This window comes from Nocardia goodfellowii, from assembly GCF_017875645.1.
Taxonomy (GTDB): domain Bacteria; phylum Actinomycetota; class Actinomycetes; order Mycobacteriales; family Mycobacteriaceae; genus Nocardia; species Nocardia goodfellowii.
Genome location: NZ_JAGGMR010000001.1, coordinates 3,614,335 through 3,636,570, shown reverse-complemented (window position 1 = coordinate 3,636,570; position 22,236 = coordinate 3,614,335). Strand labels below are relative to the sequence as shown.

General features: G+C 68.4%; 18 protein-coding genes. 11 read left to right on the top strand and 7 right to left on the bottom strand.

Annotated elements, in window-relative coordinates:
• Positions 1–15: 15 nt before the first annotated feature.
• Positions 16–252, bottom strand: coding sequence for a DUF3039 domain-containing protein (locus tag BJ987_RS16535; RefSeq protein ID WP_209890524.1), 237 nt, complete (start codon positions 250–252; stop codon positions 16–18).
• A 170-nt stretch (positions 253–422) separates the two neighbouring features.
• On the opposite strand from BJ987_RS16535, the gene BJ987_RS16530 reads away from it, so the two are divergent.
• On the top strand, positions 423–776 hold the full coding sequence (locus BJ987_RS16530) for a DUF3099 domain-containing protein (RefSeq protein ID WP_245365993.1): 354 nt from the start codon (positions 423–425) through the stop codon (positions 774–776).
• On the opposite strand, the gene BJ987_RS16525 is transcribed toward BJ987_RS16530, so the two are convergent.
• Positions 773–2,065: an MFS transporter gene (locus tag BJ987_RS16525; protein ID WP_307869636.1), complete on the bottom strand. Its 1,293-nt coding sequence runs from the start codon at positions 2,063–2,065 to the stop codon at positions 773–775. The two genes, BJ987_RS16530 and BJ987_RS16525, sit on opposite strands and share 4 nt — an antisense overlap.
• Positions 2,066–2,154: 89 nt before the next feature.
• On the opposite strand from BJ987_RS16525, the gene BJ987_RS16520 reads away from it, so the two are divergent.
• From BJ987_RS16520 to BJ987_RS16505, 4 genes are all read left to right on the top strand, one after another.
• The gene (locus BJ987_RS16520) at positions 2,155–3,162 is read left to right on the top strand and encodes a GlxA family transcriptional regulator (protein WP_209890520.1); all 1,008 of its coding nucleotides are present in this window, start codon (positions 2,155–2,157) and stop codon (positions 3,160–3,162) included.
• A 179-nt stretch (positions 3,163–3,341) separates the two neighbouring features.
• Positions 3,342–4,091, top strand: coding sequence for a VOC family protein (locus BJ987_RS16515; protein WP_209890518.1), 750 nt, complete (start codon positions 3,342–3,344; stop codon positions 4,089–4,091).
• Between the two features lie 652 nt (positions 4,092–4,743).
• A complete protein-coding gene (locus BJ987_RS16510) occupies positions 4,744–6,261 on the top strand; it encodes a DUF7782 domain-containing protein (protein ID WP_209890516.1) in 1,518 nt (505 codons plus the stop codon).
• A gap of 193 nt (positions 6,262–6,454) precedes the next feature.
• Complete coding sequence (locus BJ987_RS16505; RefSeq protein ID WP_209890514.1) at positions 6,455–7,423, top strand: sigma-70 family RNA polymerase sigma factor; 969 nt, start codon at positions 6,455–6,457, stop codon at positions 7,421–7,423.
• Positions 7,424–7,646: 223 nt separating this feature from the next.
• Here the strand turns inward: BJ987_RS16505 and BJ987_RS16500 are convergent, their stop codons facing one another.
• The gene (locus BJ987_RS16500) at positions 7,647–10,409 is read right to left on the bottom strand and encodes a bifunctional acetate--CoA ligase family protein/GNAT family N-acetyltransferase (RefSeq protein ID WP_209890511.1); all 2,763 of its coding nucleotides are present in this window, start codon (positions 10,407–10,409) and stop codon (positions 7,647–7,649) included.
• Positions 10,402–11,640: an acetoin utilization protein AcuC gene (locus BJ987_RS16495; protein WP_209890508.1), complete on the bottom strand. Its 1,239-nt coding sequence runs from the start codon at positions 11,638–11,640 to the stop codon at positions 10,402–10,404. The genes BJ987_RS16500 and BJ987_RS16495 overlap by 8 nt, the downstream gene beginning before the upstream one ends.
• Before the next feature lie 207 nt (positions 11,641–11,847).
• Between BJ987_RS16495 and BJ987_RS16490 the strand changes: the two genes are divergently transcribed.
• Entirely contained in the window at positions 11,848–12,534 is a 687-nt protein-coding gene (locus BJ987_RS16490; RefSeq protein WP_209890505.1) for an iron-dependent transcriptional repressor DtxR, read from the top strand.
• A gap of 3 nt (positions 12,535–12,537) precedes the next feature.
• Positions 12,538–13,521: a UDP-glucose 4-epimerase GalE gene (galE, locus tag BJ987_RS16485; RefSeq protein ID WP_209890502.1), complete on the top strand. Its 984-nt coding sequence runs from the start codon at positions 12,538–12,540 to the stop codon at positions 13,519–13,521.
• Positions 13,522–13,526: 5 nt separating this feature from the next.
• Here galE and BJ987_RS16480 read toward each other — a convergent pair whose 3' ends face one another.
• From BJ987_RS16480 to BJ987_RS16470, 3 genes are all read right to left on the bottom strand, one after another.
• The gene (locus BJ987_RS16480) at positions 13,527–14,780 is read right to left on the bottom strand and encodes a DUF4192 domain-containing protein (RefSeq protein WP_209890499.1); all 1,254 of its coding nucleotides are present in this window, start codon (positions 14,778–14,780) and stop codon (positions 13,527–13,529) included.
• Positions 14,781–15,142: 362 nt separating this feature from the next.
• Positions 15,143–15,847: a sensor domain-containing protein gene (locus BJ987_RS16475; protein ID WP_307869635.1), complete on the bottom strand. Its 705-nt coding sequence runs from the start codon at positions 15,845–15,847 to the stop codon at positions 15,143–15,145.
• The gene (locus tag BJ987_RS16470; protein WP_209890496.1) at positions 15,844–15,990 is read right to left on the bottom strand and encodes a hypothetical protein; all 147 of its coding nucleotides are present in this window, start codon (positions 15,988–15,990) and stop codon (positions 15,844–15,846) included. The genes BJ987_RS16475 and BJ987_RS16470 overlap by 4 nt, the downstream gene beginning before the upstream one ends.
• A 265-nt stretch (positions 15,991–16,255) precedes the next feature.
• On the opposite strand from BJ987_RS16470, the gene BJ987_RS16465 reads away from it, so the two are divergent.
• From BJ987_RS16465 to speD, 4 genes are all read left to right on the top strand, one after another.
• Complete coding sequence (locus BJ987_RS16465) at positions 16,256–17,191, top strand: PAC2 family protein (RefSeq protein ID WP_209890492.1); 936 nt, start codon at positions 16,256–16,258, stop codon at positions 17,189–17,191.
• A 54-nt stretch (positions 17,192–17,245) separates the two neighbouring features.
• Positions 17,246–19,744, top strand: a complete 2,499-nt coding sequence (locus BJ987_RS16460; RefSeq protein WP_209890489.1) for a DEAD/DEAH box helicase — start codon at positions 17,246–17,248, stop codon at positions 19,742–19,744.
• A gap of 170 nt (positions 19,745–19,914) precedes the next feature.
• Positions 19,915–21,015 (top strand): type III PLP-dependent enzyme, encoded by a 1,101-nt coding sequence (locus BJ987_RS16455; protein WP_209898514.1) that lies wholly within the window; start codon positions 19,915–19,917, stop codon positions 21,013–21,015.
• An 11-nt stretch (positions 21,016–21,026) separates the two neighbouring features.
• The gene (gene speD / locus BJ987_RS16450) at positions 21,027–22,229 is read left to right on the top strand and encodes an adenosylmethionine decarboxylase (protein ID WP_209890486.1); all 1,203 of its coding nucleotides are present in this window, start codon (positions 21,027–21,029) and stop codon (positions 22,227–22,229) included.
• Positions 22,230–22,236 lie beyond the last annotated feature (7 nt).

The window sequence follows — 22,236 nt, the reverse complement described above, 5'->3', positions numbered from 1 at the left end:
TAGGTTCGACGGCGCTCAGTCGCCCTTGCGGAGGCCCTTGTAGATCTCCTCGCACGCGGGGCACACCGGCGAACCGGGCTTGGCCGAGCGCGTCACCGGGAAGACCTCGCCGCACAGGGCGACCACGTGGGTGCCCATGACGGCGCTTTCCGCGATCTTGTTCTTCTTCACGTAGTGGAAGAACTTCGGGGTGTCGTCATCCGTCGTCTCGTCGGTCGTCGTATCCGGACGAACCAGGGTGTCGGTACTCACGCATTCCATGATGCCGCATCCGGTTGGGGTCGGCTCAGCGCGGCCGCCGATTGTGGAAGACTCGAGGTATGCAGCAGTACGGCGACACTTCGGACGCCGACGACATCGGTAGCCATGGGGGATCGACGGAGTCGACGGGGCGGGCAAGCTCAGCTCGCCCAGATGTCTCCATGCCCGATTCGAAAGCTTCGCGGGGCTTCTTCCCCGGCAACGACGAGAAACATCCGGTGCTGATCACCGAGGCCGCGGTCTCCCTGGAAGACCAGCATCGCGCGCGGGTTCGCCGCTACACGATCATCATGGCCTTCCGCATCCCCTGCCTGGTACTGGCCGCGGTCGCCTACAGCCTGTGGGAGAACTGGGTCATCGCGCTGCTCATCATCGGCGTCTCCGTACCGCTGCCCTGGATCGCGGTGCTCATCGCCAACGACCGTCCCCCGCGCAGCAAGGACGAACCCAGCCGCTGGGACGGTCGTAAACAGACAGCGTTGGAATCCCGGCCGCACAAAGCGATCGACGGTTAGGCGGCCGGCACTTTCGGGCGCCGGATGACGAAGGACATCAGCGCCGCGATTCCGCACAGGCCGCCCGCGATGTACCAGGCCATATCGTAGGTGCCCTGCAGGTCGCGGATGACGCCCGCGCCGGTGGCCGCGATGGCGGCGCCCACCTGATGCGAGGCGAAGACCCAGCCGAAGGCGATCGGTCCGTCGTCACCAAACAGTTCCCGGCACAGCATCACCGTCGGCGGGACGGTGGCGATCCAGTCCAGACCGTAGAAGATGATGAACACCCACATGCTGGGCTCGGTCTCGGGCGCGAACAGCGACGGCAGGATCAGCAGCGACAGCCCGCGTAGCGAGTAGTAACCCAGCAGCAGGTAGCGCGGGTCGACCCGGTCGGTGAGCCAGCCGGAGAAGACGGTGCCCGCCACATCGAAGATGCCGATGAGCGCGAGCAGGCCCGCCGCCATCGTCTGCGGCATGCCGTGATCATGCGCGGCGCTGACGAAATGCGTGCCGACCAATCCGTTCGTCGACATGCCGCACACCGCGAAACCGCCTGCCAGCAGCCAGAATCCCGGCGTGCGCGCGACCTGGCCCAGCACCGTCAGCGCCCGGAACGCCCCGCCCACCGGCGGGGTCCGCACGCCGACCTTGCTGCCCGGTTCCGCACCATAGGCCGTGACGCCCGCGTCGCTCGGGTAGTCGCGCAGGAACAGCAACACCAGCGGCACCACCGTCAGCGCCGTCCCGGCCACGATCAGCGACGGCAGCCGCCAGCCGTGATCATGGGCGACGGCGGCGACCAGCGGCAGGAAGATCAACTGACCGGTCGCCCCCGCGGCGGTGAGCACACCGGTGACCAGGCCGCGCTGGCGCACGAACCAGCGCCCGGTCACCGTCGCCACCAACGCCATCGACATCGAGCCGGTGCCGACACCGACCATCAAGCCCCAGGTCGCCACCAACTGCCAGGCCTGGGTCATGAAGACGGTCAAGCCGCTGCCCGCGGCGACCAGCACCAGCGCGGAAGCGACCACCTTCCGGATGCCCAGCCGATCCATCAGTGCGGCCGCGAACGGTGAGATAAGGCCGAAGAGCAGCAGATTCAGCGAGACGGCGGTGCCGATCGTGCCGTGCGACCAGCCGAACTCCTCGTGCAGCGGGGTCATCAACACGCTGGGAACGGATCGGAAGGCGGCCGCGCCGATCAGCGTGCAGAACGTCACCCCGGCGACGAGCCAGGCCGGGTGCAGCCTGCGGCGGGGCGGAATCTCGGTGGAAGCCAGGGAGTCTCGCAATTCGGTCACCGGAACAGAGTGCGGGAATCGCGGGTTCCGAACGAGTGGCCTGAATGCCACAATACGTAAAGATCTAGCCAATGCCCGGAAAGGCAGTCATGACAGCACCGCATCTGGTCGCCGTACTCGCACTCGAACCCGTCGTCGGATTCGACATGTGCATCCCGACAATGGTGCTGGGCGCGGCGAAAACGGCGGACGGCACAAAGCTCTACGACGTGCGGGTCTGCGGTCTGTCCACCGATCCGGTCCAGTCGACCGGCGGATTCGCCATCACCCCGGCACACGGCCCGGACTTCCTGGCGATCGCCGACACCGTGATCATCCCCGGCACGCAAATCCCCGGTCCGCGCTTCGAAGGCACCCTGCCCGCCGATCTCGCCGCCGCACTCGCGCTGATCCGCCCGGACGCCCGGATCGTCTCCATCTGCACCGGCGCGTTCGTCCTCGCCGCCGCCGGCTATCTCGACGGCCGCCGCGCCACCACGCACTGGCACTTCGCCGAGAACTTCCGCGCCCTCTATCCCCGAGTCGACCTCGACGACAATCAGCTGTTCATCGCCGACGACGAAAAACTTTGCACCGCAGCCGGTCTCGCGTCGGGCATCGATCTCTGCCTGCATATCCTGCGCAGCGACCACGGCAGCGAAATCGCCAACCGCGCGGCCCGCTACTGCGTGGTCCCGCCATGGCGCGAGGGTGGTCAATCCCAATTCATCGACCGCCAAGTCCCCGACCCCGGCTCCGACGGCACCGCCCCCACCCGCGCATGGGCGCTGCGCAACCTCGACGCGGAACTGGATCTCGCGACGCTGGCCGCCCACGCGCGAATGAGCGTGCGCACCTTCACGCGCCGCTTCAAAGCCGAAACCGGTCTCGCCCCCGGCACCTGGATTCTGCAGCAGCGCCTACGTCACGCCCGCCACCTGCTGGAAACCACCGACCTCCCGATCGACGCCGTCGCGCACGCCTCCGGGCTGGGCACCGCACACGCGTTACGTCATCACATGCGCGGCGAACTCGGCATCGCACCGATGGCCTACCGTCGCACCTTCCGCGCCCGCCCCACCGAACCGAGCACGCTCGCAACCACTTCCGCACACTGACGCGAACGGCGCTGCGGCCCGGCCGGACCTCCTCCGGGCCGACCCCAATATGCTCGACAGCCACACCGGCGCCCCCTACTGTGTGCCGGGAAACCGACATGCGCAGCCGGGGACGGTCCTCTCGCCTCGAGCGTCGCGCCGGGATGCGGGCCCGCTTCCCGCAGTACTCAGGAGACAACATGATCAGGTGGGTCTGGGCGTTTCTCGACCGTCCCGCGGCGCGTTTCGACGAGTGTGTGACCTTCTGGTCCACCATCACCGGCACGGAGCCCTCCGAACGCCGCGGTGAAAACGGCGAATTCCTCACCCTGCTCCCGGATCCCGCCCTGTTCGCCGCGGCCGGTATCAAGATGCAGGCGGTCACCGGCCGTAGCGGCGTGCACCTGGACTTCGACGTCGACGACATTCCGTCCGCCGTGCGCTACGCGCTCGGCCTCGGGGCCGAACTCGTCGCGAACCATCCCGGTTACGCGGTCCTGCGCTCCCCCTCCGGCCAGCTGTTCTGCTTCACCCCCGCCGGCCCGGCCAAGAGTCGTCCGGCCCCGGCCGTCGCCGCGCCCGACGGCACCCTCTCGCGTCTCGACCAGGTCTGTCTCGATATCGGCGGCTCCCACTACGATGCCGAATCCCGCTTCTGGACCGCCCTCACCGGTTGGGACCATTCCGCGGCCCGGCTGCCGGAGTTCTCCCGTCTGCGCCCCAAAGAGCTTCTGCCCGTGCATTTTCTGCTCCAGCGGCTCGGCGAGGACCGACCCGGCAGCGCCCACATCGACCTCGCATCGAGCAACATCGAAGCCACCGCCACCTGGCACGAAACCCTCGGCGCGACCGTCGTCGACCGCAACTCCTTCTGGATCGTGATGAACGACCCGGGCGGCGCCTACTACTGCGTCACCTCCCGCGACCCCAACAACGGCCTCCCCGCCTAGATCTCGGTGCGGTAGGCCAACCCGGGGCGCTTCAGGGCGGTGCGCCCGGCCCCGAGAACTTCGATGCAGTGCGCCCGGCCCAGGGCGTGTCAGCACGGTGCACCCGGCCTCGGGGCACTTCACTTGGTGCGCCCCGGGCGCTGCCGTGCGGTGCGCCCGGCCTCTGAGAACTTCGATGCAGTGCGCCCGGCCCAGGTCGCTGTCAGTACGGTGCGCCCGACCCAAAGGAATTTTCAGTGCGGTGCGCCCGGCCTCGTGTCACTTCACTGCGGTGCGCCCCGGGACACTTCAGTGCGGTGCGCCGCCCCCAGGACACTTCAGTGCGGTAGGCCCGGGCACTGCCGTGCGGTGCGCGCGGCCTCCGAGAACTTCGATGCAGCGCGCCCGGCCCAAGGTGCTGTCAGTACGGACGCCCAGCCTCGGGGCACCTCACTGTGGTGCTCCCTGGGCGCTGCCGTGCGGTAGGCCCAGTCTTAGGCACCTCAGCGCGGTAAGTCCGGCCCTGGGCACCTCAGCGCGGTAAGTCCGACCCCGGGCGCTTCAAGCAGCCCCGGCCCCGGCTCCCGCCCCAGGGCGCTTCGCAGCGGTAGACCACCCGGGGCGCTTCGGAGCGGGTGCGGACGTTCCGGGGTCGCGGTGGCAGAGTATCCGCGTGCCTACGAACCCGACGAGGACCGAATCGCTGTTGACCGCGCTGTGCTTTGATCTGCGGGCGGCGCTGAGCAGGGTCGGCTATGACGCCGACACGCTGGTGGAGGCGCTGGGCATGGATGTGCATGCGGCGCTGGGGCGTTCGGAGCCGGTGCCGGTGCGCCGAGCCGCCCGGGAGTTGGGTGAGTTGGGGACGCTGGTGCGGCTGCTGCTGCTCGGTGACGCGATGCCCGAACGGGAGGTGGCGGCGGCGTTGGCGCCGGTGCGGATCGATCAGGCGATCGCGGCAGGTCTGCTCGCCCGGGCCGGGGACGACATTCGCGCGGCGCTGGATCTGCGGCCGCTGGACGCGGGTGCGGGTACGCGATGGATACTGTCGGATCTCGACGATTCGATGCAGCGGCGGACGCTGACCGAGGAGCACGTGCTCGGTGTCGGCCACGCGTCGCTGTCGCTGCTGCGTGCCACGCCGACCCGCCCGGTGGGCACGGTGCTCGATCTCGGTACCGGCTGCGGCGTGCAGGCCGTGCACGCGGCGTCCTACGCGCGCGCCGTGACCGCCACCGATGTGAATCCACGCGCGCTGTGGCTGGCCGAGGCCACGGCGGCATTGAACGGGCTCGACATCGAGTTGCTGGAGGGCTCCTGGTTCGAGCCGGTCGCCGGGCGGCGCTTCGATCAGGTCGTCGCGAATCCGCCGTTCGTGGTCGGGCCCGCGCGCATCGAACACACCTACCGGGATTCCGGTCTGGCGCTGGACGGCGCGAGCGAACTGGTCATCTCGCAGGCGAGCGATCTGCTCGCGCCCGGCGGCACCGCGGCCATGCTCGCCGCCTGGGTGCACACCGCGGACGGCGACTGGCGGCAACGGGTGTCCTCCTGGCTCCCGGCGCACGGCGTCGACGCCTGGGTGGTGCAGCGCGACGTCGCCGACCCCGCCCTCTATGTCGGAACCTGGCTGCGCGATGCCGGCTTGGATCCGCGTGATCCCGCCGCCCAGGCCCGTGCCGAGCAGTGGCTCGACGCGTTCGAGGCCGCCGAGGTGGCGGGCATCGGGTTTGGTTTCGTCTATCTGCGCGCCATCGACGGCCCCACCGAACTGCTCGCCGAGGACCTCACCCACGGATTCGACGACCCGCTCGGCGACGAGGCCACCGCATACTTCGAACGCTCGGCCTGGTTGCGCGCCGCCGCGGCGGACAATGACCTGGCCTGGAACGCCCGGTTCACCGTCGGCCCGTCGACCGCGCTGGAACGGGTGTATCTCCCCGGTGCCGAGGGCTGGGATCAGCGGGTTGCGCGGCTGCATCGCGGCGACGGTCCGCGCTGGCAGCACGAGGTGGATGAGTCGACGATCTCCCTGGTCGCGGGAATGCGCGCCGACGGTTTGCCGTTGTACGAACTGATCGAACTGCTGGCGCTCGCCCACGGTTCCGAAGCGGTTTCACCGGAGTTCGCGGCCGACGCGTTGTCCGTGGTGGCCGACCTGGTCCGGCACGGATTGGTGCGGCCCGTATAGACATTGAGCTACGGGTGGGCGTCGGCGACCGGATCAGGACACCGGTGTTCCGACCACGGATGCTTCTCAGGAACTTCTCAGCCGTAAGTCGGTAAACGCGCAGCTCAGGGCGGTTTACCGCAGGCCGAAACGGGAACTTTCTCTATGTCGGGTCCGTTGTTCGGGATGAGACACCACCGACAGGAGGCAAGTCATGACCAGCCCCGCCACCACTCGTGTGCGCCCCAGCGATTCCGACCTCGACGCCCAGAGCCCCGCCGCCGACTTGGTACGCGTGTACCTCAATGGGATCGGCCGGACCGCTTTGCTCACGGCCGCCGACGAGGTCGAGCTGGCCAAGCGCATCGAGGCGGGCCTCTATGCGCAGCATCTGCTGGAGACCGGCAAACGCCTGTCGGCCACCCGTAAGCGCGATCTGGCCATCGTTGTTCGCGAAGGCCAGGCTGCCCGCTCGCATCTGCTCGAAGCCAATCTCCGCCTCGTGGTCTCGCTCGCCAAGCGCTACACCGGCCGCGGCATGCCGCTGCTGGACCTGATCCAGGAAGGCAATCTCGGACTCATCCGCGCGATGGAGAAGTTCGACTACGCCAAGGGATTCAAGTTCTCCACCTACGCCACCTGGTGGATCCGGCAAGCCATCACCCGTGGCATGGCAGATCAGAGTCGCACGATCCGCCTACCAGTGCATCTGGTCGAGCAGGTCAACAAGCTGGCCCGGATCAAGCGTGAATTGCACCAGCAGCTGGGCCGCGAAGCCACCGACGAAGAGCTCGCCAACGAGTCCGGCATCCCGGTCGACAAGATCTCCGATCTGCTCGACCACAGCCGCGACCCGGTGAGCTTGGATATGCCGGTCGGCAACGACGAAGAGGCCCCGCTCGGCGACTTCATCGAGGATTCCGAGGCCACCTCCGCCGAATCCGCGGTGATCGCCGGCCTGCTGCACCACGACGTGCGCAGCGTGCTCGCCACCCTGGACGAACGCGAACAGCAGGTCATCCGCCTGCGCTTCGGCCTGGACGACGGCCAGCCGCGCACCCTGGACCAGATCGGCAAGCTCTTCGGCCTGTCCCGTGAGCGCGTTCGGCAGATAGAACGCGAAGTCATGTCCAAGCTCCGCAAGGGCGAGCGGGCCGACCGCTTGCGCGCCTACGCCAGCTGACCTGACCCCACCTCCCAGCTGTCTCGGCAGCACGAACTCGGGTACCCCACTCACCGGGGCACCTGCACACGCCGACCGGTGCCCGCGCGTCCTGTCCCCTCCGGGCTCGCGCGAACCGGTCGGCCTGCTTGTATCTGAACCCTTTCACTGTGAACCGCTCCGAACCGGTGTGGCCTGAACCGCTCCGAACCGTGTGGCGCTCGAGCCGCTCGGCATCTACCGCTCAAGCCAATCGGCGTGGGCCGATGTCGAAGCGGCTGGGTTCGGGGCCGATTCGGGCGCGCGCGTAGAGGATGGCGGCCGAGGTCGGCGAGGCGAGGACCGGGTCGCAGGTCAATTCGCGGATTTCCGGGTGGTCGTCGAACATGGCCGAAACGCGTTGCGCGAGCTCGGCGAGGGCGGCCTTGTCCACCCGGGGGCTGGCGGGGGTGCCGGAAAGAAGGGGGGCCGCGCGGGGTGCGTCGATGAGGGCGGTGGCTTCGGCGCTGGTCAGCGGGAGGGCGCGGTAGGCACGGTCACCGAGCAGTTCGATGATCATGCCGGAGAGCCCGAATTCGATGACCGAGCCAAAGGACGGGTCGTCCTGTACGCGCAGCACGCAGCCGACGCCGGGGGTGGCCATCTTCTGGATGTGCACGGCAGGGTCGCCGCACAGGTCGACCAGGTGGGTGTAGGCCTGGCGAACGGCCTCCGGACGCCACAGGTCCAACCGCACCCCGCTTAGATCGGGGCGGCGACGCCACATCTCGCCGGTGGCCTTGGCCGCGACCGGATAACCGAGTTCCTCCGCGGCGGCCACTGCTTCATCCGCACTGCGAACCTCACGGAATTCGACGACCCGAATGCCGTAGCAGTCCAGCAGTTCCACGGCTTCCAGATCGGTCAGCCAGCGGCCCTCATCGGCCCGCGTCCAGTCGGCGATCAACCGTTGCGCGCGTTCGGTGTCGATGCCCTCCGGGCGGACCACCGTCGACACCGGCGTGGTGCGCCATTGCGCGTACCGCTGCACCCGAGCCAGTGCCCGCGCGGCGCGTTCGGGATCCGGATAGGACGGGATCGAACCGCGCGCCGCGGTGCCGCCCACGCCACGCACCGCCAGCAGGTTCGGAATTCCCTGTTCGGCGATGAATGTGGTGAGGATGGGTTTGCCGGAGTCGGGCACCGCCAGCTCCGCTTCGCGGATGGCGTCGGCGAAGCCGGCCATGGGCAGCGGCACCGGCGGGGCGAAAATCACGATGACCGCATCGATTTCGTCCGAGCGCAGGGCGGCGACGACGGCGTCCAGGTACACCCCCGGCGTCGCGTCCGGCCCGAGATCCACCGGTTCGCCGACCGGCGCGTCGTCCACCGCCCGCTCGGTGGGGCGCGGTTGCCGCACTCCCGGGATCGGTATCGCCGCGGGCCGGCGCACTTCCAGGCCCTCACCGTGTGACGCGTCGACGGCCAGCCAGTTCAGCGCCGCGCTGTTGCCGATCACCGCGACCCGCCGGCCCGCGGGCAGCGGCTGATAGCCCAGCAGGGCGGCGCAGTCGAACAGCTCCGAAATCGAATCGACTTGAACAATTCCCGCCTGGGCGAACAGATCCCGCACGATGGAGCGATCCATATCGCCGCTCGGCTGCGTGCGCGCGGCCAACCGGCCGCTGCTCACCGCGACAATCGGCTTGGTGCGCGCCACCCGCCGCGCGATCCGGGAGAATTTACGCGGGTTACCGAAGCTCTCCAGATACAGCAGGACTACGTCGGTCGCGGGATCGGTATCCCAGTACTGCAACAGGTCGTTACCCGACACATCGGCACGATTACCGGCCGACACGAACGTGGACAGACCCAGGTTGCGGCCCGCCGCCTCACCGAGGATCGCCGCGCCCAAAGGCCCGGACTGACAGAAGAATCCGATGCGCCCACGCCCCGGCAGCACCGAGGCCAGGGTGGCGTTCATCGACACCGCCGGATCGGTATTGGCGATACCGAGCGCGCTCGGCCCGACCACCCGCATACCGTGCCCGCGGGCGGCCGCGACCAGCGCGCGTTCGGCGGCCACACCGTCGGCGCCGGTCTCGGCGAATCCGGCGGTCAGCACGACCAAGCCTTTGACGCCCTTGGCCATACAGTCGTCGAGCACCGAATCGATCGACGCGGCGGGCACCGCGACCACCGCGAGATCGACCTCGTCCGGGATATCGCGCACCGTCGCATAGGCCCGCACTCCGCGCACCGACTGCCGGTTCGGATTCACCGGGAACACCGGGCCCTGGAATCCACCGGAGAGCAGATTCGCGAGCGCGACACCACCGACCCGCGCGCCGGGAGTCGCGCCGATGACGGCCACCGAGCGCGGTGCGAGCAGATTGCCGACGCTGCGCGCCTCGGAGGCGCGCTCGCGGGAATCACGCACCGAGACAAGCGCTTCGGTCGGGTCGATGTCGAATTCCAGATGCAGCACCGAACCGTCACGGCTGCGTTCGACCTGGTAGCCGGCGTCGCGGAACACCGTGACCATCGCGGAGTTCTCGGCGAGTACCTCGGCGACGAAGGTTTCGATCTTGTTCTCCGCGGCGGCCCCGGCCAGATGCTCCAGCAGGATCGAGCCGAGACCACGCCCCTGATGGTGGTCGGAGACGACGAACGCGACCTCGGCCGCCCGCGGACCGGTCCGATCGAGCAGCTCGTAGCGGCCGACCCCGATGATCGCCTCCCCCAGCTCGACCACCAGACCGACCCGGTCGTGGTAGTCGACATGGGTGGTGCGATACAGATCCTTGGGCGAAATGCGCGGGTAGGGGCCGAAATAGCGCAGGTACCGAGTACGGTCGGACAGCTCGGCGTGGAATTGCTGCATCCGCTCGGCGTCGTCGGGGGTGACCGGCCGCAGCCGCACCACGCCGCCGTCGGCGGCGAGCACGTCGGCGAACCAGTGCTGCGGCGGAGGCGGCGGCACCGCGGGAGTGTCGGGGGTATCCGGCAGGGGGGTCGGCTCAGTCACGGGGGTCCTCCGGATCCAGGCCGAGCAGCCCGAAAGTGGCTCGGCGCGTGGCCAATACGGCCGTATCGACGGCGCGCTGGGCGCGGTCGAAGTGTGCGTCTCCAGTCTCCACCGTGCCGCCCGGCCCGTCCCAGGGGCGGAATGTGACATCGCCCCCATCACCCATGGTCTCGGGCGGCGCGACGGCGGGCGCCTCGGTCCGGATCTTCTCGATCCAATCCCGCGGAATCGCCGTCTCCGGGGCTATCTCCCGATCCAGCGCGGCGGCCAGCAGATGTGTCCAGGCCCGCGGCACGACGCGGACCAGGCCGTATCCGCCACCGCCGACCGCCAGCCAACGGCCCTCGGCGTAGCGATCGGCCAGCTCGCGCATGGCGAGGAAGGCCGCCCGCTGCCCGTCCACGGTGAGCTCCAGATCCGCCAGCGGATCTTCGCGATGGGTGTCCACGCCGCACTGACTCACCACGATCTGCGGCCGGAACGCCGCGAGCGCACCGGGCGCCACCGCGTGGAATCCGCGCAGCCACTGGGCATCCCGGGTGCCGGGCAGCATCGCGAGATTGAGTGAAGTGCCCTCGGCGGCACCCATCCCGGTCTCCTCCGGCCAACCGGTGTTCGGCCACAGCGTCGCCGGATGCTGATGGATGGAGAAGGTGAGCACGCGCGGGTCGCCGTAGAAGGCGCGCTGCACGCCGTCGCCATGATGTACGTCCACGTCGAGGTAGGCGATGCGGTCGAAACCGTGGTCGAGCAACCACGAGATGGCGATCGCCGCGTCGTTGTAGATACAGAAGCCCGAAGCCGCGTCCGGCATCGCGTGGTGCATGCCGCCACCGATGCTCACCGCGCGCCTGGTCCGGCCCTCGGCGATCGCCTGGGCCGCGGCCAGTGTGCCGCCGACGATGACCGACGCCGCCTGATGCATCCGGGGGAAGACCGGATTGTCCGGCGATCCGAGCCCGTGCGGTGGCGCCAGTGGCGCGCCCGGCGGCTGCACCGCGTGTTCCACCGCTTCGATATAGGCCGCGGTGTGCACGCGCAGCAGATCTCCGGGCGCGGCGGGCGGCGGGCGCACCGGCTCGACACCTTCGAGCAATCCCAGGCTTTCGGCCAATGCCATGGTGAACTTCAGGCGCGCCGGCTTCATGGGGTGCTCCGGCGTCCAGGCGTAATCCAGGAACTTCTCGGTCCAGACAACGGTTCCCGAAGCCCGAGTGACGGGTGTGGCCATATTTGCCACGGTACTTGGGAAGCTGTGGCACCCGTGCGACGTTCCTATGCAGTAGAAAGAGAGCACGTGCGAACACGGCCAGACGCCGTGCGCCGAAGTCGATTCCCACAAGTCCGGCATCGCATCGTGGACGCGCCACACCAGGTGACGCGGCCACGGTGCGGCTGCCGTGCGTGGGTAGAATTCGTGCCGACGAAGGGGTAACAGGTGAAGGATCTTGTCGACACCACGGAGATGTACCTCCGTACCATTTACGACCTCGAGGAGGAGGGCGTGGTGCCCCTGCGCGCCCGCATCGCCGAGCGCCTCGAGCAGAGCGGTCCGACGGTGAGCCAGACTGTCGCGCGGATGGAGCGCGACGGTTTGCTGCTGGTCGCCGGTGACCGCCATCTCGAACTGACCGACAAGGGCCGCAGTATGGCCATCGCGGTGATGCGCAAGCATCGCCTGGCCGAACGTCTGCTCGTCGACATCATCGGCCTGGACTGGCAGAACGTGCATGCCGAAGCGTGTCGCTGGGAGCACGTGATGAGCGAGGAGGTGGAGCGGCGCCTGGTCGAGGTGCTCAACCACCCGACCACCTCGCCCTACGGCAACCCGATCCCCGGCCTGGACGAATTGGGCATCACCGCGCCCCCGGCCTCGGAGGAGACGCTGGTGCGGCTGTCGGATCTGCCGCACGGCCAGGGCCACGCGGTCGTGGTGCGCCGGCTCGCCGAGCACATCCAGACCGACCCCGAGGTGATCAGCCAGCTCCGCGAGGCGGGTGTGGTGCCGGACGCGCGCGTCACGGTCGAGACCAAGCCCGGCTCGGTGGTCATCACCGTGCCCGGCCACGCCGGTTTCGAGCTGTCGGACGAGATGGCCCACGCCGTCCAGGTAAAGCTGGTCTGAGGCGTGCCGAAATTCTTGGTGACCGGCGGAGCCGGATACGTGGGCGGCGTCTGCGCGCAGGTGCTGCTCGAAGCGGGCCATGACGTTGTCGTCGTCGACGACCTGAGCACCGGCAACGCCGACGGCGTGCCGTCGGCGGCCCGGTTCGTCGAGGGTGACATCGCCGAGGCCGGCACCCGGCTGCTGCGCTCCGAATCCTTCGACGGCGTCCTGCATTTCGCGGCGCAGTCGCTGGTGGGCGAATCGGTGCAGAAGCCGGAGAAGTACTGGCAGGGCAATGTCGTGAAGACGCTGCAGTTGCTGGAGGCGATGCGCGAGACCGGTACCGCCCGGCTGGTGTTCTCCTCCACCGCCGCGGTGTACGGCGAGCCCGAGCAGGTGCCGATCACCGAGGACGCGCCGACCAAACCGACGAACCCCTACGGCGCGTCCAAGCTGGCCATCGACCACGCCATCACTTCCTACGCCATCGCGCACGGCCTGGCCGCGACCAGTCTGCGGTACTTCAATGTGGCCGGCGCCTACGGCGGGCTGGGCGAAAACCGTGTGGTGGAAACCCATCTGATCCCGCTGGTGCTGCAAGTCGCGCTCGGCCACCGGGCGTCCATCGCGGTGTTCGGCACCGACTGGCCCACCCACGACGGCACCGCGGTCCGCGATTACATCCACATCCGCGATCTCGCGCAGGCGCACGTGCTGGCGCTGGCCGCTTCCGAACCTGGTGCGCACCGCATCTACAACCTGGGCAGCGGCACCGGATTCTCGGTGCGCGAGGTGATCTCGGCCTGCGAGCGCGTCACCGGGCTGCCGATCGCCGCGGTGGACGCGCCCCGCCGGGCCGGCGACCCGGCGGTGCTCATCGCCTCCAGCGAGCGGGCCGTCGCGGAACTGGGCTGGCGCCCGGAGCACAACGATCTCGAGGAGATCGTCAGCGACGCCTGGAAGTTCACCCAATCGCTGGGCGCGCGGGCGCACAGCGCGAAGTAGCGGCCTCATCGGACCAGCGGTCCGAGATCGATACCGAGGTCCGCGGCAATGGCGTGGCCACTGCGCCCCACCCGGCGCAGTGGCTCCGGCCGCATTCCGGACCGCAGCCCCGATTCCAGCAATCCCGCCATGTTGTGGGCCGGATCCGCGGCCAGCGCGACGTCCAGGGCCACACCCGCGAACGGGCCGTCCCCGCGCACGTAGGCGCCATACCCCAGCAGCGTCGCGGCATCGGCGCGGTCCGGGCCCGGCAGCGCCCGGACCATCCGGACCCACAGGCGCTCGGCCGCCGCGTCGTGGTCGGTGTAGGCCAAGGCGTACAGCGCGCCGCGCACCACCGGCTCCCGCAGGGCGCCAACCAGTTCCGCGATCTCCGGCGCCTCCGGCAACGTGCCGGACGCGGTGTGCGCGATCTGCCAGAGCACGTGCTCCAGCAGCCCGCGATGGTAGGTGTCCAGTTCCCCGTGCCGCACGGCCCGGACGTATCGATCCCGGACGCGTTCGGACGCGCCGTCGAGGTGGGCCGCCACTCGCCGGCACAGTTCCGGCTCCGGCGCGAGCACGGCGGTCAACTCGGTGCGGGAGGGATGAATGGGCCGTCCATCGAGCACACTCGCCAGCGCCACCGGCGAGTTCGCCGGATCGGGCAGCACGCCCCCGTCGGGGCCGCCCAGCAGCGGCCACCAGTGTTCGCCGGTGTCGATCGCGGGCACCGCCCACGCGCCCGCCAGCATCACCTCGTGGGTGGCCAGGCGTTTGTCGAGCGCGGCGACCAACGCGGTGTGCGACTTCGCCCGCGCGACCTGTCGGGGATGCGCTTCCCGTGGCCCTGGCTCGGCCATGCGGTCATCGACGACGACCACCAGGACTTCCTCGGCATGTTCGGCGGCACAGATCCGGGACAGGCACTCGGCGACCCGCGCGGCCATCCCGCGCCTGCCGCCCGGCGGTTCCAGATCGAACCGTACGACCGCATCGATCACCGGGCTGATGCCAGGTGCCAGACCGGCCCGCAGGACCGCGACGACCAGCGACCGTTCGGGAACGAACCCGAGCATGGGCGGCAACGCCACGATCAGTTCACCCGGGTCGTCGATCCGCAGCGGCGATCGCGCCCAATCTCCGCCTCGATAGAACGGACTCGGATCAGAGCAGTTCGCCAACGGTGTGCGGGCCCGGCGGCGTGGCAGCCCGGTGGCGCAGTAGGGGTTCGGGGCACTGTGCCCGAGGGTGCTGGGAAGTTCGGCTGAAGTGGTCATGGGCCGAGCATGCGCCCGAGGGGCACGGCGACCGTCCCGGCGACCTGGGCTTCGAGCTGACCTGGGGATAGGCCGGAACCTGGGGATAGACCGACCGGGGACCGACGTGCCCGCCCCGCACTTGTCAGTAGCCGCTGATATAACCGTGGTGCGCCCTCTACGCCGTAAACCTCGTCCTGCGGCGCTCACGACTCCCGCACGACAAAGCTGCCCGAATTCGGTTGCGCCGCATGCGTTCCTCGCAGGCTCGCCGCCACGAATCGGCGCACGAATTGAGTTGCTGTTCGCACCGTGACGGCGCGTGCCATGCGCTGCGAATCGCCCGCCGCCGGGATCATTCCACGCCATCGATCCCCGGCGGATCAGCCTTTCCGCACCTGTCGCACCGTCGTTGTGAAGAGTTGGTCCAGCGCCGCGGTATCCGGCTTCGACGCCCCAAATGTCATGTACGTGACCGTGATTCGCACATCGCCGATCTGCCCGAGCAGCGTCCGCATCGACTGGTTCGATCCGAGGCCGCCCAGATCGGGGATCACGGTGCGCCGCAAGGCGATCGAATCGTCCGCGTCGACCGGCGGCGCCGGGTCCAGATGGGTCGCCACCGTAGTGATCGCCCCGCCTTGACTGACCCGGATTCGCGAGCAACCACTGAGCTGTTCGCGCAGAGCGGACAGCGCTTGCCGAGTGCGGGCCAGTTCGACGGTGACCGTGGCGCGGGCATCGCCATCCGTTCCGACGGCGACCGCGGTCTGATCGGGGCCGAATCGCTGCTCGGGCGGCTCACAACCAGTCGGCGTGACCGTCGCGCCGCGCGCGATTCCGGTCAGGTCACCCGCGGCCTGCGCGGCGGCTTCCGGCGGCAATACGACGACCGAGTATCCAGCGGGAAACTGCTCCTGCGTGGGCAGCAGATCCTCGAGACCGGCGGCCACCTGCGTTTGTACGGTGGTGGCCTCGCCGGCGACCGGATGCCCGGCCACGGTGTCGCCACATGCCGTGAGCACCAGCGCACAGCCCACCGACGCGGCTCCGAACCACCCCGTGCGTGACGACTCCGGCACACTCACCCGGCCCACTGTGCCAAACCGGCCCGCTCGCGCATCGTCGCCACGCCGACCGTCGCGGGCGCGAGCAGGCCGCCGGGATGCGTCTCTCGCGGCCGGATCGCCGATGCACGCATGAATCGGTGCCCGATCGGGAACCCCTTCATTCAAAGATCCGAATTCCCCGCTCAGGGAACGCTGTGGCGCACCTTGCACACCGCCGATCGCGTGACGCGGGAATGCCGCAGGTGAATTCGCTGTTGCCTCGACGTAGGGATCGGTGTCCACTACCGTGCGCGGTGCTTGTCACCGGCATGGGGGACAATGGACATGGTTGACGCACCGCGCAGTGCAACAACGGGTAACGCCAGGACACCGATGTCCGAGCTACTCGGAAAGCCGGAAAGCGGACCGCGCAGGAAGGAGTACGCGATGGAGCACGAGTCGCGAATGTACGAACTGGAGTTCCCCGCTCCGCAGCTGTCGTCCGACGACGGCTCCGGTCCGGTTCTGGTGCACGGGCTGGAGGGTTTCACCGACGCAGGGCACGCGGTGCGGCTGGCCACCACGCATCTGCGCGAAAGCCTGGAGAGTGAACTGGTCGCCTCGTTCGATGTCGACGAGTTGCTCGATTACCGCTCACGTCGTCCGCTGATGACGTTCAAGACCGATCATTTCAGTGATTACGCCGAGCCCGAGCTCAACCTGTGGGCGGTCAAGGACACCGACGGCACGCCGTTCCTGTTGCTGGCCGGTATCGAACCGGATCTGCGCTGGGAGAAGTTCACCACCGCGGTACGCCTGCTCGCCGAACAGCTCGGCGTGCGCCGCAGCATCGGCTTGTCGGCGATCCCGATGGCGATTCCGCACACCCGTCCGTTGGGTATCACGGCGCATTCCTCGGATCGTTCGCTGATCGGCGACCATCAGCGCTGGCCGGGCGAGCTGCAGGTGCCGGGCAGCGCGTCGTCGCTGCTGGAGTACCGGATGGCCCAGCACGGGCACGAGTCGGTCGGGTTCTCGGTGCATGTGCCGCATTACCTGGCACAGACCGCCTACCCCGAGGCCGCGCAGACGCTGCTGGAGAGCGTCGCCGACAACGCCGGCCTGTCGATTCCGCTGGCCGCGCTCGGCGAGGCGGCGGCGCGGGTCCGCGAGCAGGTCAACGAGCATGTCTCCGGCAACGTCGAAGTCGAGACCGTGGTGCACGCCCTGGAGCGTCAGTACGACAGTTTCGTCTCGGCGCAGGAGCAGCAGACTTCCCTGCTGGCCAGCGACGAGGAGTTGCCCAGCGGTGACGAGCTGGGCGCCGAGTTCGAGAAGTTCCTCGCCGAGCAGGGCGGCTACGACGGAGACGGCTCCAAGTAGCGTCCATCCGTCCCTGATCGGGCCACCCGCCGGGTGGCCCGTAGGGTGGAACGAGTGGATCTGACCGAACTGCTCGAGATACCGGGGACCGACGCCGACGCGCTCTATGAATCGTTCGCCCTCTGGGCGGCCGAGCAGGGCACCCCGCTGTATCCCGCTCAGGACGAGGCGATCATGGAGCTGGCCTCGGGCTCCAATGTCATTTTGGCCACTCCCACCGGGTCCGGTAAGTCGCTCGTCGCGGTCGGCGCGCACTTGTTCGCGCTGACCCGCGGACTGCGCACCTACTACACCGCTCCGATCAAAGCTCTGGTCAGCGAGAAGTTCTTCGCGCTGTGCGAGGTGTTCGGCGCCGACAAAGTCGGCATGGTCACCGGCGACGCCGCGGTCAACCCCGACGCGCCGATCATCTGCGCCACGGCCGAGATCCTGGCGAATCTGGCGCTGCGCGAAGGCGCGGCAGCCGACGTCGGTCAGGTCGTGATGGACGAGTTCCACTTCTATGCCGACCCCGATCGCGGCTGGGCTTGGCAGGTTCCGCTGATCGAGCTGCCGAATGCCCAATTCCTGCTCATGTCGGCCACTTTGGGCGAGGTCGACTTCTTCGCCGAGGATCTCGAGCGTCGCACCGGCAATCCGACCGCGATCGTCGCGGGCACCGAACGTCCGGTGCCCCTGAGTTTTTCCTACGCCCGCACCCCGATCACCGAGACGCTGGAAGACCTGGTCACCACCAACCAGTCGCCGGTGTATGTCGTGCATTTCACCCAGGCCGCCGCCCTGGAACGCGCTCAGGCGCTGACCAGTGTGAATTTCTCCTCGCGCGCCGAAAAGGACGCGATCGCGGTGGCTTTGGGCGATTTCCGCTTCGCCTCCGGCTTCGGCAAGACGCTCTCGCGGCTGATCCGCCACGGTATCGGCGTGCATCACGCGGGCATGCTGCCCAAGTACCGCCGCCTGGTGGAACGCCTGGCCCAGGAGGGTCTGCTCAAAGTCGTCTGCGGTACGGACACGCTCGGTGTCGGCATCAACGTGCCGATCCGCACCGTACTGCTCACGGGCCTCACCAAATACGACGGCGTGCGCACCCGCCGGCTCAAGGCCCGCGAGTTCCACCAGATCGCCGGCCGTGCGGGCCGGGCCGGCTACGACACCATGGGCACGGTGGTGGTGCAGGCTCCAGAGTACGAGGTGGAGAACACCAAGCGGATGGCGAAGGCGGGCAACGACCCGGTCAAGCAGAAGCGGGTGCAGCGCCAGAAGCCGCCGGCCGGTTTCGTGTCCTGGAGCGAGGAAACCTTCGACCGTCTCGTGACGGCCCAGCCGGAGCCGATGGTGTCGCGGTTCCATGTCACCAACTCGATGCTGCTCAACGTGATCGCCCGTCCCGGCAATGGTTTCGACGCCATGCGCCATCTGCTGGAAGACAATCACGAGCCCCGCCCGGCCCAGCGCAAACACATCCTGCGCGCCATCCGGCTCTACCGCGCGCTGCGCGATGCCGGTGTGGTGCAACAGCTTCCGGAGCCCGACGCGCAGGGCCGCCGTGCCCGGCTCACCGTCGACCTGCAACGTGATTTCGCCCTCGACCAGCCGCTGTCGCCGTTCGCGCTGGCCGCCCTGGAACTGCTGGACAAGGAGTCCCAGAGCTACACCCTGGACGTGATCTCGCTCATCGAGTCCACCCTGGAGGATCCGCGTCAGCTGCTGATGGCCCAGCAGCACAAGGCGCGTGGTGTGGCGATCAACGAGATGAAGGCCGACGGCATCGAGTACGACGAGCGCATGGAACTGCTCGAGGATGTCACCTGGCCCAAGCCGCTGGCCGAGCTGATCGAACCGGCGTATGAGACCTATCGCGTGGGTCATCCGTGGATCTCGGAGTACGCGCCGTCCCCGAAGTCGGTGGTGCGCGACATGATCGAACGCTCCATGACCTTCGCCGAACTCATCTCGCACTACGAGCTGGCTCGTTCCGAGGGCGTCGTGCTGCGCTACCTCGCCGACGCCTACCGCGCGCTGCGCCGCACGGTCCCGGATTCCGCGCGCACCGAGGAACTCGACGACATCACCGAGTGGCTGGGTGAGCTTGTCCGGCAGGTAGATTCGAGCCTGCTCGACGAGTGGGAGCAGCTCACCGGCCCCGGTGCGGAGACCGACGCGAACCAGGTGGCCTTCGGCGCGGAATCGATCCGTCCGATCACCGCCAACGAACGCGCCTTCCGCGTGATGGTGCGCAACTCGATGTTCCGCCGGGTCGAGCTGGCCGCGCTGCGCCGCTGGCACGACCTGGAGGCATTGGGCACCGGTCCGGACTGGGAAGCCGATCTCGAGCCGTACTTCCGCGAGTACGAACGCATCGGGACCGGGCCGGACGCGCGCGGCCCGCAACTGTTCCGGATAGAAGCACGCCCGGGGTTCTGGCACGTCCGGCAAACCCTCGACGACCCGGCCGGAGATCACGGCTGGGCACTGGAGGCGGTGGTCGATCTGGCCGAGTCCGACGCCGCCGGTGAAGTGGTATTCGACGAGGTCACGGTCGCGGCAGGCTGAGCGCCGGCCGTCGCGGACCGGCCCGCCGGTATACCCGTCGGCACAGTGACGCAGACGACCGGCGTCCGGTTAGTTTTTCCAGGCCAACCTTGTGTAGTGTCGCGGACTGTTGCCTTCTCCCCGCCCTGCGCCCGATCGAAAAGAGTTCCCTTAGATTGACCGATCGAAACGTGCTCGAATCGCCCCGTCTGGTCATCGAGCTGAACCGGGTCCGCGCGAACTATCGCGCACTGCGAGCCGCGCTACCCGCGGCGCGAATTCGCTTCGCCGTCAAGGCGAGTCCGGTGCCGGAGATCATCCGGCTCCTGAACGACGAGGGCGCCGAGTTCGACGTCGCCAGCATCGGTGAGATCGAGCTCTGCCTCGTGCACGGCGTCGATCCGGCCGTCCTGTGCTACGGCAACCCGATCAAGAAGGCCGCCGACATCGCCCGCGCCTACGCGCTCGGTGTGCGCCGCTACGCCTTCGACACCGAAGATGATCTGCTGCGCATCGTCGAGCACGCGCCGGGCGTCGAGGTCGAGTGCCGTTTCCTGGCCTCGACCCCGGCTTCGATCACTCCGTTCGGCACCAAGTTCGGGTGCACGCCGGGTGAGGCGTTCCGCCTGCTGGTGCGCGCCCGGGATCTGGGGCTGATCGTCGCGGGCCCGTACTTCCATGTCGGCTCCCAGCAAACCGACCCCACCGCGTGGCGGATCGGCATCGAGCAGGCCGCGGAGATCTCGAAAGCCTTGGTGGACAAGGATATCGAGGTTCGCTCGGTGAACATCGGTGGCGGGCTGCCGATTTCGTACGCCACCGCCGCTCCCGAACTGGGCGAGATCGCCACCGTGGTGAACACCGCGGTCGCCGAGTTCCTGCCCGCCGGGGCCGGCGTCGTGGTCGAACCGGGCCGCGCCCTGGTCGGCAACGCGGGCACCATCCATGCCGAGGTCATCGGCATTCGCAACGCGCCGGATGGCCGGCGCTGGGTGTATCTCGACATCGGCCGCTACAACGGCATGGCCGAGACAGAGAACGAGTACATCGCCTACCGCTTCGTCACCGAACGCGACGGAGATCCCGTCGACGAGGCGGTAGTCGCCGGTCCGACCTGCGACGGCGACGATGTGCTGTATCAACGCACGAAGGTCCTACTCCCGACCTCGTTGCGTGCCGGTGATCGTATCCAGATCCTCGATACCGGCGCCTATACCGCGAGTTACTCGTCGGTGTCCTTCAATGGTTTTCCGCCCTTGACCGTTCACGTCTCGGGCGCTGAGCGAGAGTGAGTTTGCCAAATATGACGGCGGATTTCACCGGCTGGCATGTGCTGGCCGAGTTCGGTGGTGTCGACACAGCACTGTGCGACGATCTCGAACGACTCGAATCGGCGTTGACCGAGTCTCTGATCGCGGCGGGCGTCACCATCTGCGAAGTCGTACACAAGAAGTTCGATCCGCAGGGGGTGACCGTCCTCGCGCTGTTGTCGGAGTCTCACGCCTCGATTCACACTTATCCGGAGTCCGGCGACATTTTCGTCGACGTCTTCACCTGCGGCAGCATCGGTGCGGGCGCGACGAAGGCCGTCGAACTACTACGAGACAAACTCGAGCCCGAAGATGTGCGGATGCAGGTCATCCAGCGCGGGCACGGCGCCGAGAAGATCCACGAGCCGGTCGGCGAGGGGCTGACCCGGATCTGGGATCTCAAAAAGGTCATCGTCGACACGCACACGCCCTACCAGCACATGGTGATCGCCGAAACCGATCAGGGCGTCAGCCTGTTCTCCGACGAGGATCGCCAGTCCACCGAGTTCTCCCAGCTCACCTACCACGAGGCGATGCTCGTGCCGGGGTATGTGCTGGCCGAGAAGTTGGACAAGGTGCTGATCATCGGTTCCGGTGAAGGTGTCGCCTCGCAGATGTCGGCGGCGGCGGGCGCCTCGCTCGTCGATCATGTCGACATCGATCAGCTCGAGGTCGAGTTGTGCGCCGAGCACCTGCCCTACGGCTACACCGAGGCCGACCTGGCCGCGGCCGTCGCCCACGAGGGCCCGATCAAGATGCATTACGCCGACGGCTGGGACTTCCTGGCGAAGGCGGAGGCGGCGGGCACCCGGTACGACATGATCATCATCGATCTGCCGGACGAGCGGGTCGAGGACGCTCAGCACAACCGCCTCTACGAGGACGAGTTCTTGCGGCGCTGTAAGTCGCTGCTGGCCGAGGGCGGCGTGCTCGCCGCGCAGGCCGGCTGCCAGACCATGTGGCGCAACGAAACTCTGAAGCGTTCCTGGGACCGCTTCCACGCCCTGTTCGACACGGTGGTGCCCTACGCCAGCGACGAGCACGAGTGGACGTTCCTGTTCGGTGTCGCCAAGCCGATCGCGGATCCGGTCGCGCAGATGACCGAGCGCCTGGCGACATTGCCGTACCGTCCGGAAACCCTGGACGCGCGGGCGCTGCTGCGCGGCTCGATCGAACCGTACGCACTGCGCAAGTAAGCCCGGC

Coding starts and splice junctions, on each gene's coding strand:
- BJ987_RS16505 (WP_209890514.1), top strand. CDS start 6,455: ATGACCAGCCCCGCCACCACTCGTGTGCGCCCCAGCGATTCCGACCTC.
- BJ987_RS16495 (WP_209890508.1), bottom strand. CDS start 11,640: ATGGCCACACCCGTCACTCGGGCTTCGGGAACCGTTGTCTGGACCGAG.
- BJ987_RS16530 (WP_245365993.1), top strand. CDS start 423: ATGCCCGATTCGAAAGCTTCGCGGGGCTTCTTCCCCGGCAACGACGAG.
- BJ987_RS16515 (WP_209890518.1), top strand. CDS start 3,342: ATGATCAGGTGGGTCTGGGCGTTTCTCGACCGTCCCGCGGCGCGTTTC.
- BJ987_RS16480 (WP_209890499.1), bottom strand. CDS start 14,780: ATGACCACTTCAGCCGAACTTCCCAGCACCCTCGGGCACAGTGCCCCG.
- BJ987_RS16465 (WP_209890492.1), top strand. CDS start 16,256: ATGGAGCACGAGTCGCGAATGTACGAACTGGAGTTCCCCGCTCCGCAG.
- speD (WP_209890486.1), top strand. CDS start 21,027: ATGACGGCGGATTTCACCGGCTGGCATGTGCTGGCCGAGTTCGGTGGT.
- BJ987_RS16470 (WP_209890496.1), bottom strand. CDS start 15,990: ATGAAGGGGTTCCCGATCGGGCACCGATTCATGCGTGCATCGGCGATC.
- BJ987_RS16520 (WP_209890520.1), top strand. CDS start 2,155: ATGACAGCACCGCATCTGGTCGCCGTACTCGCACTCGAACCCGTCGTC.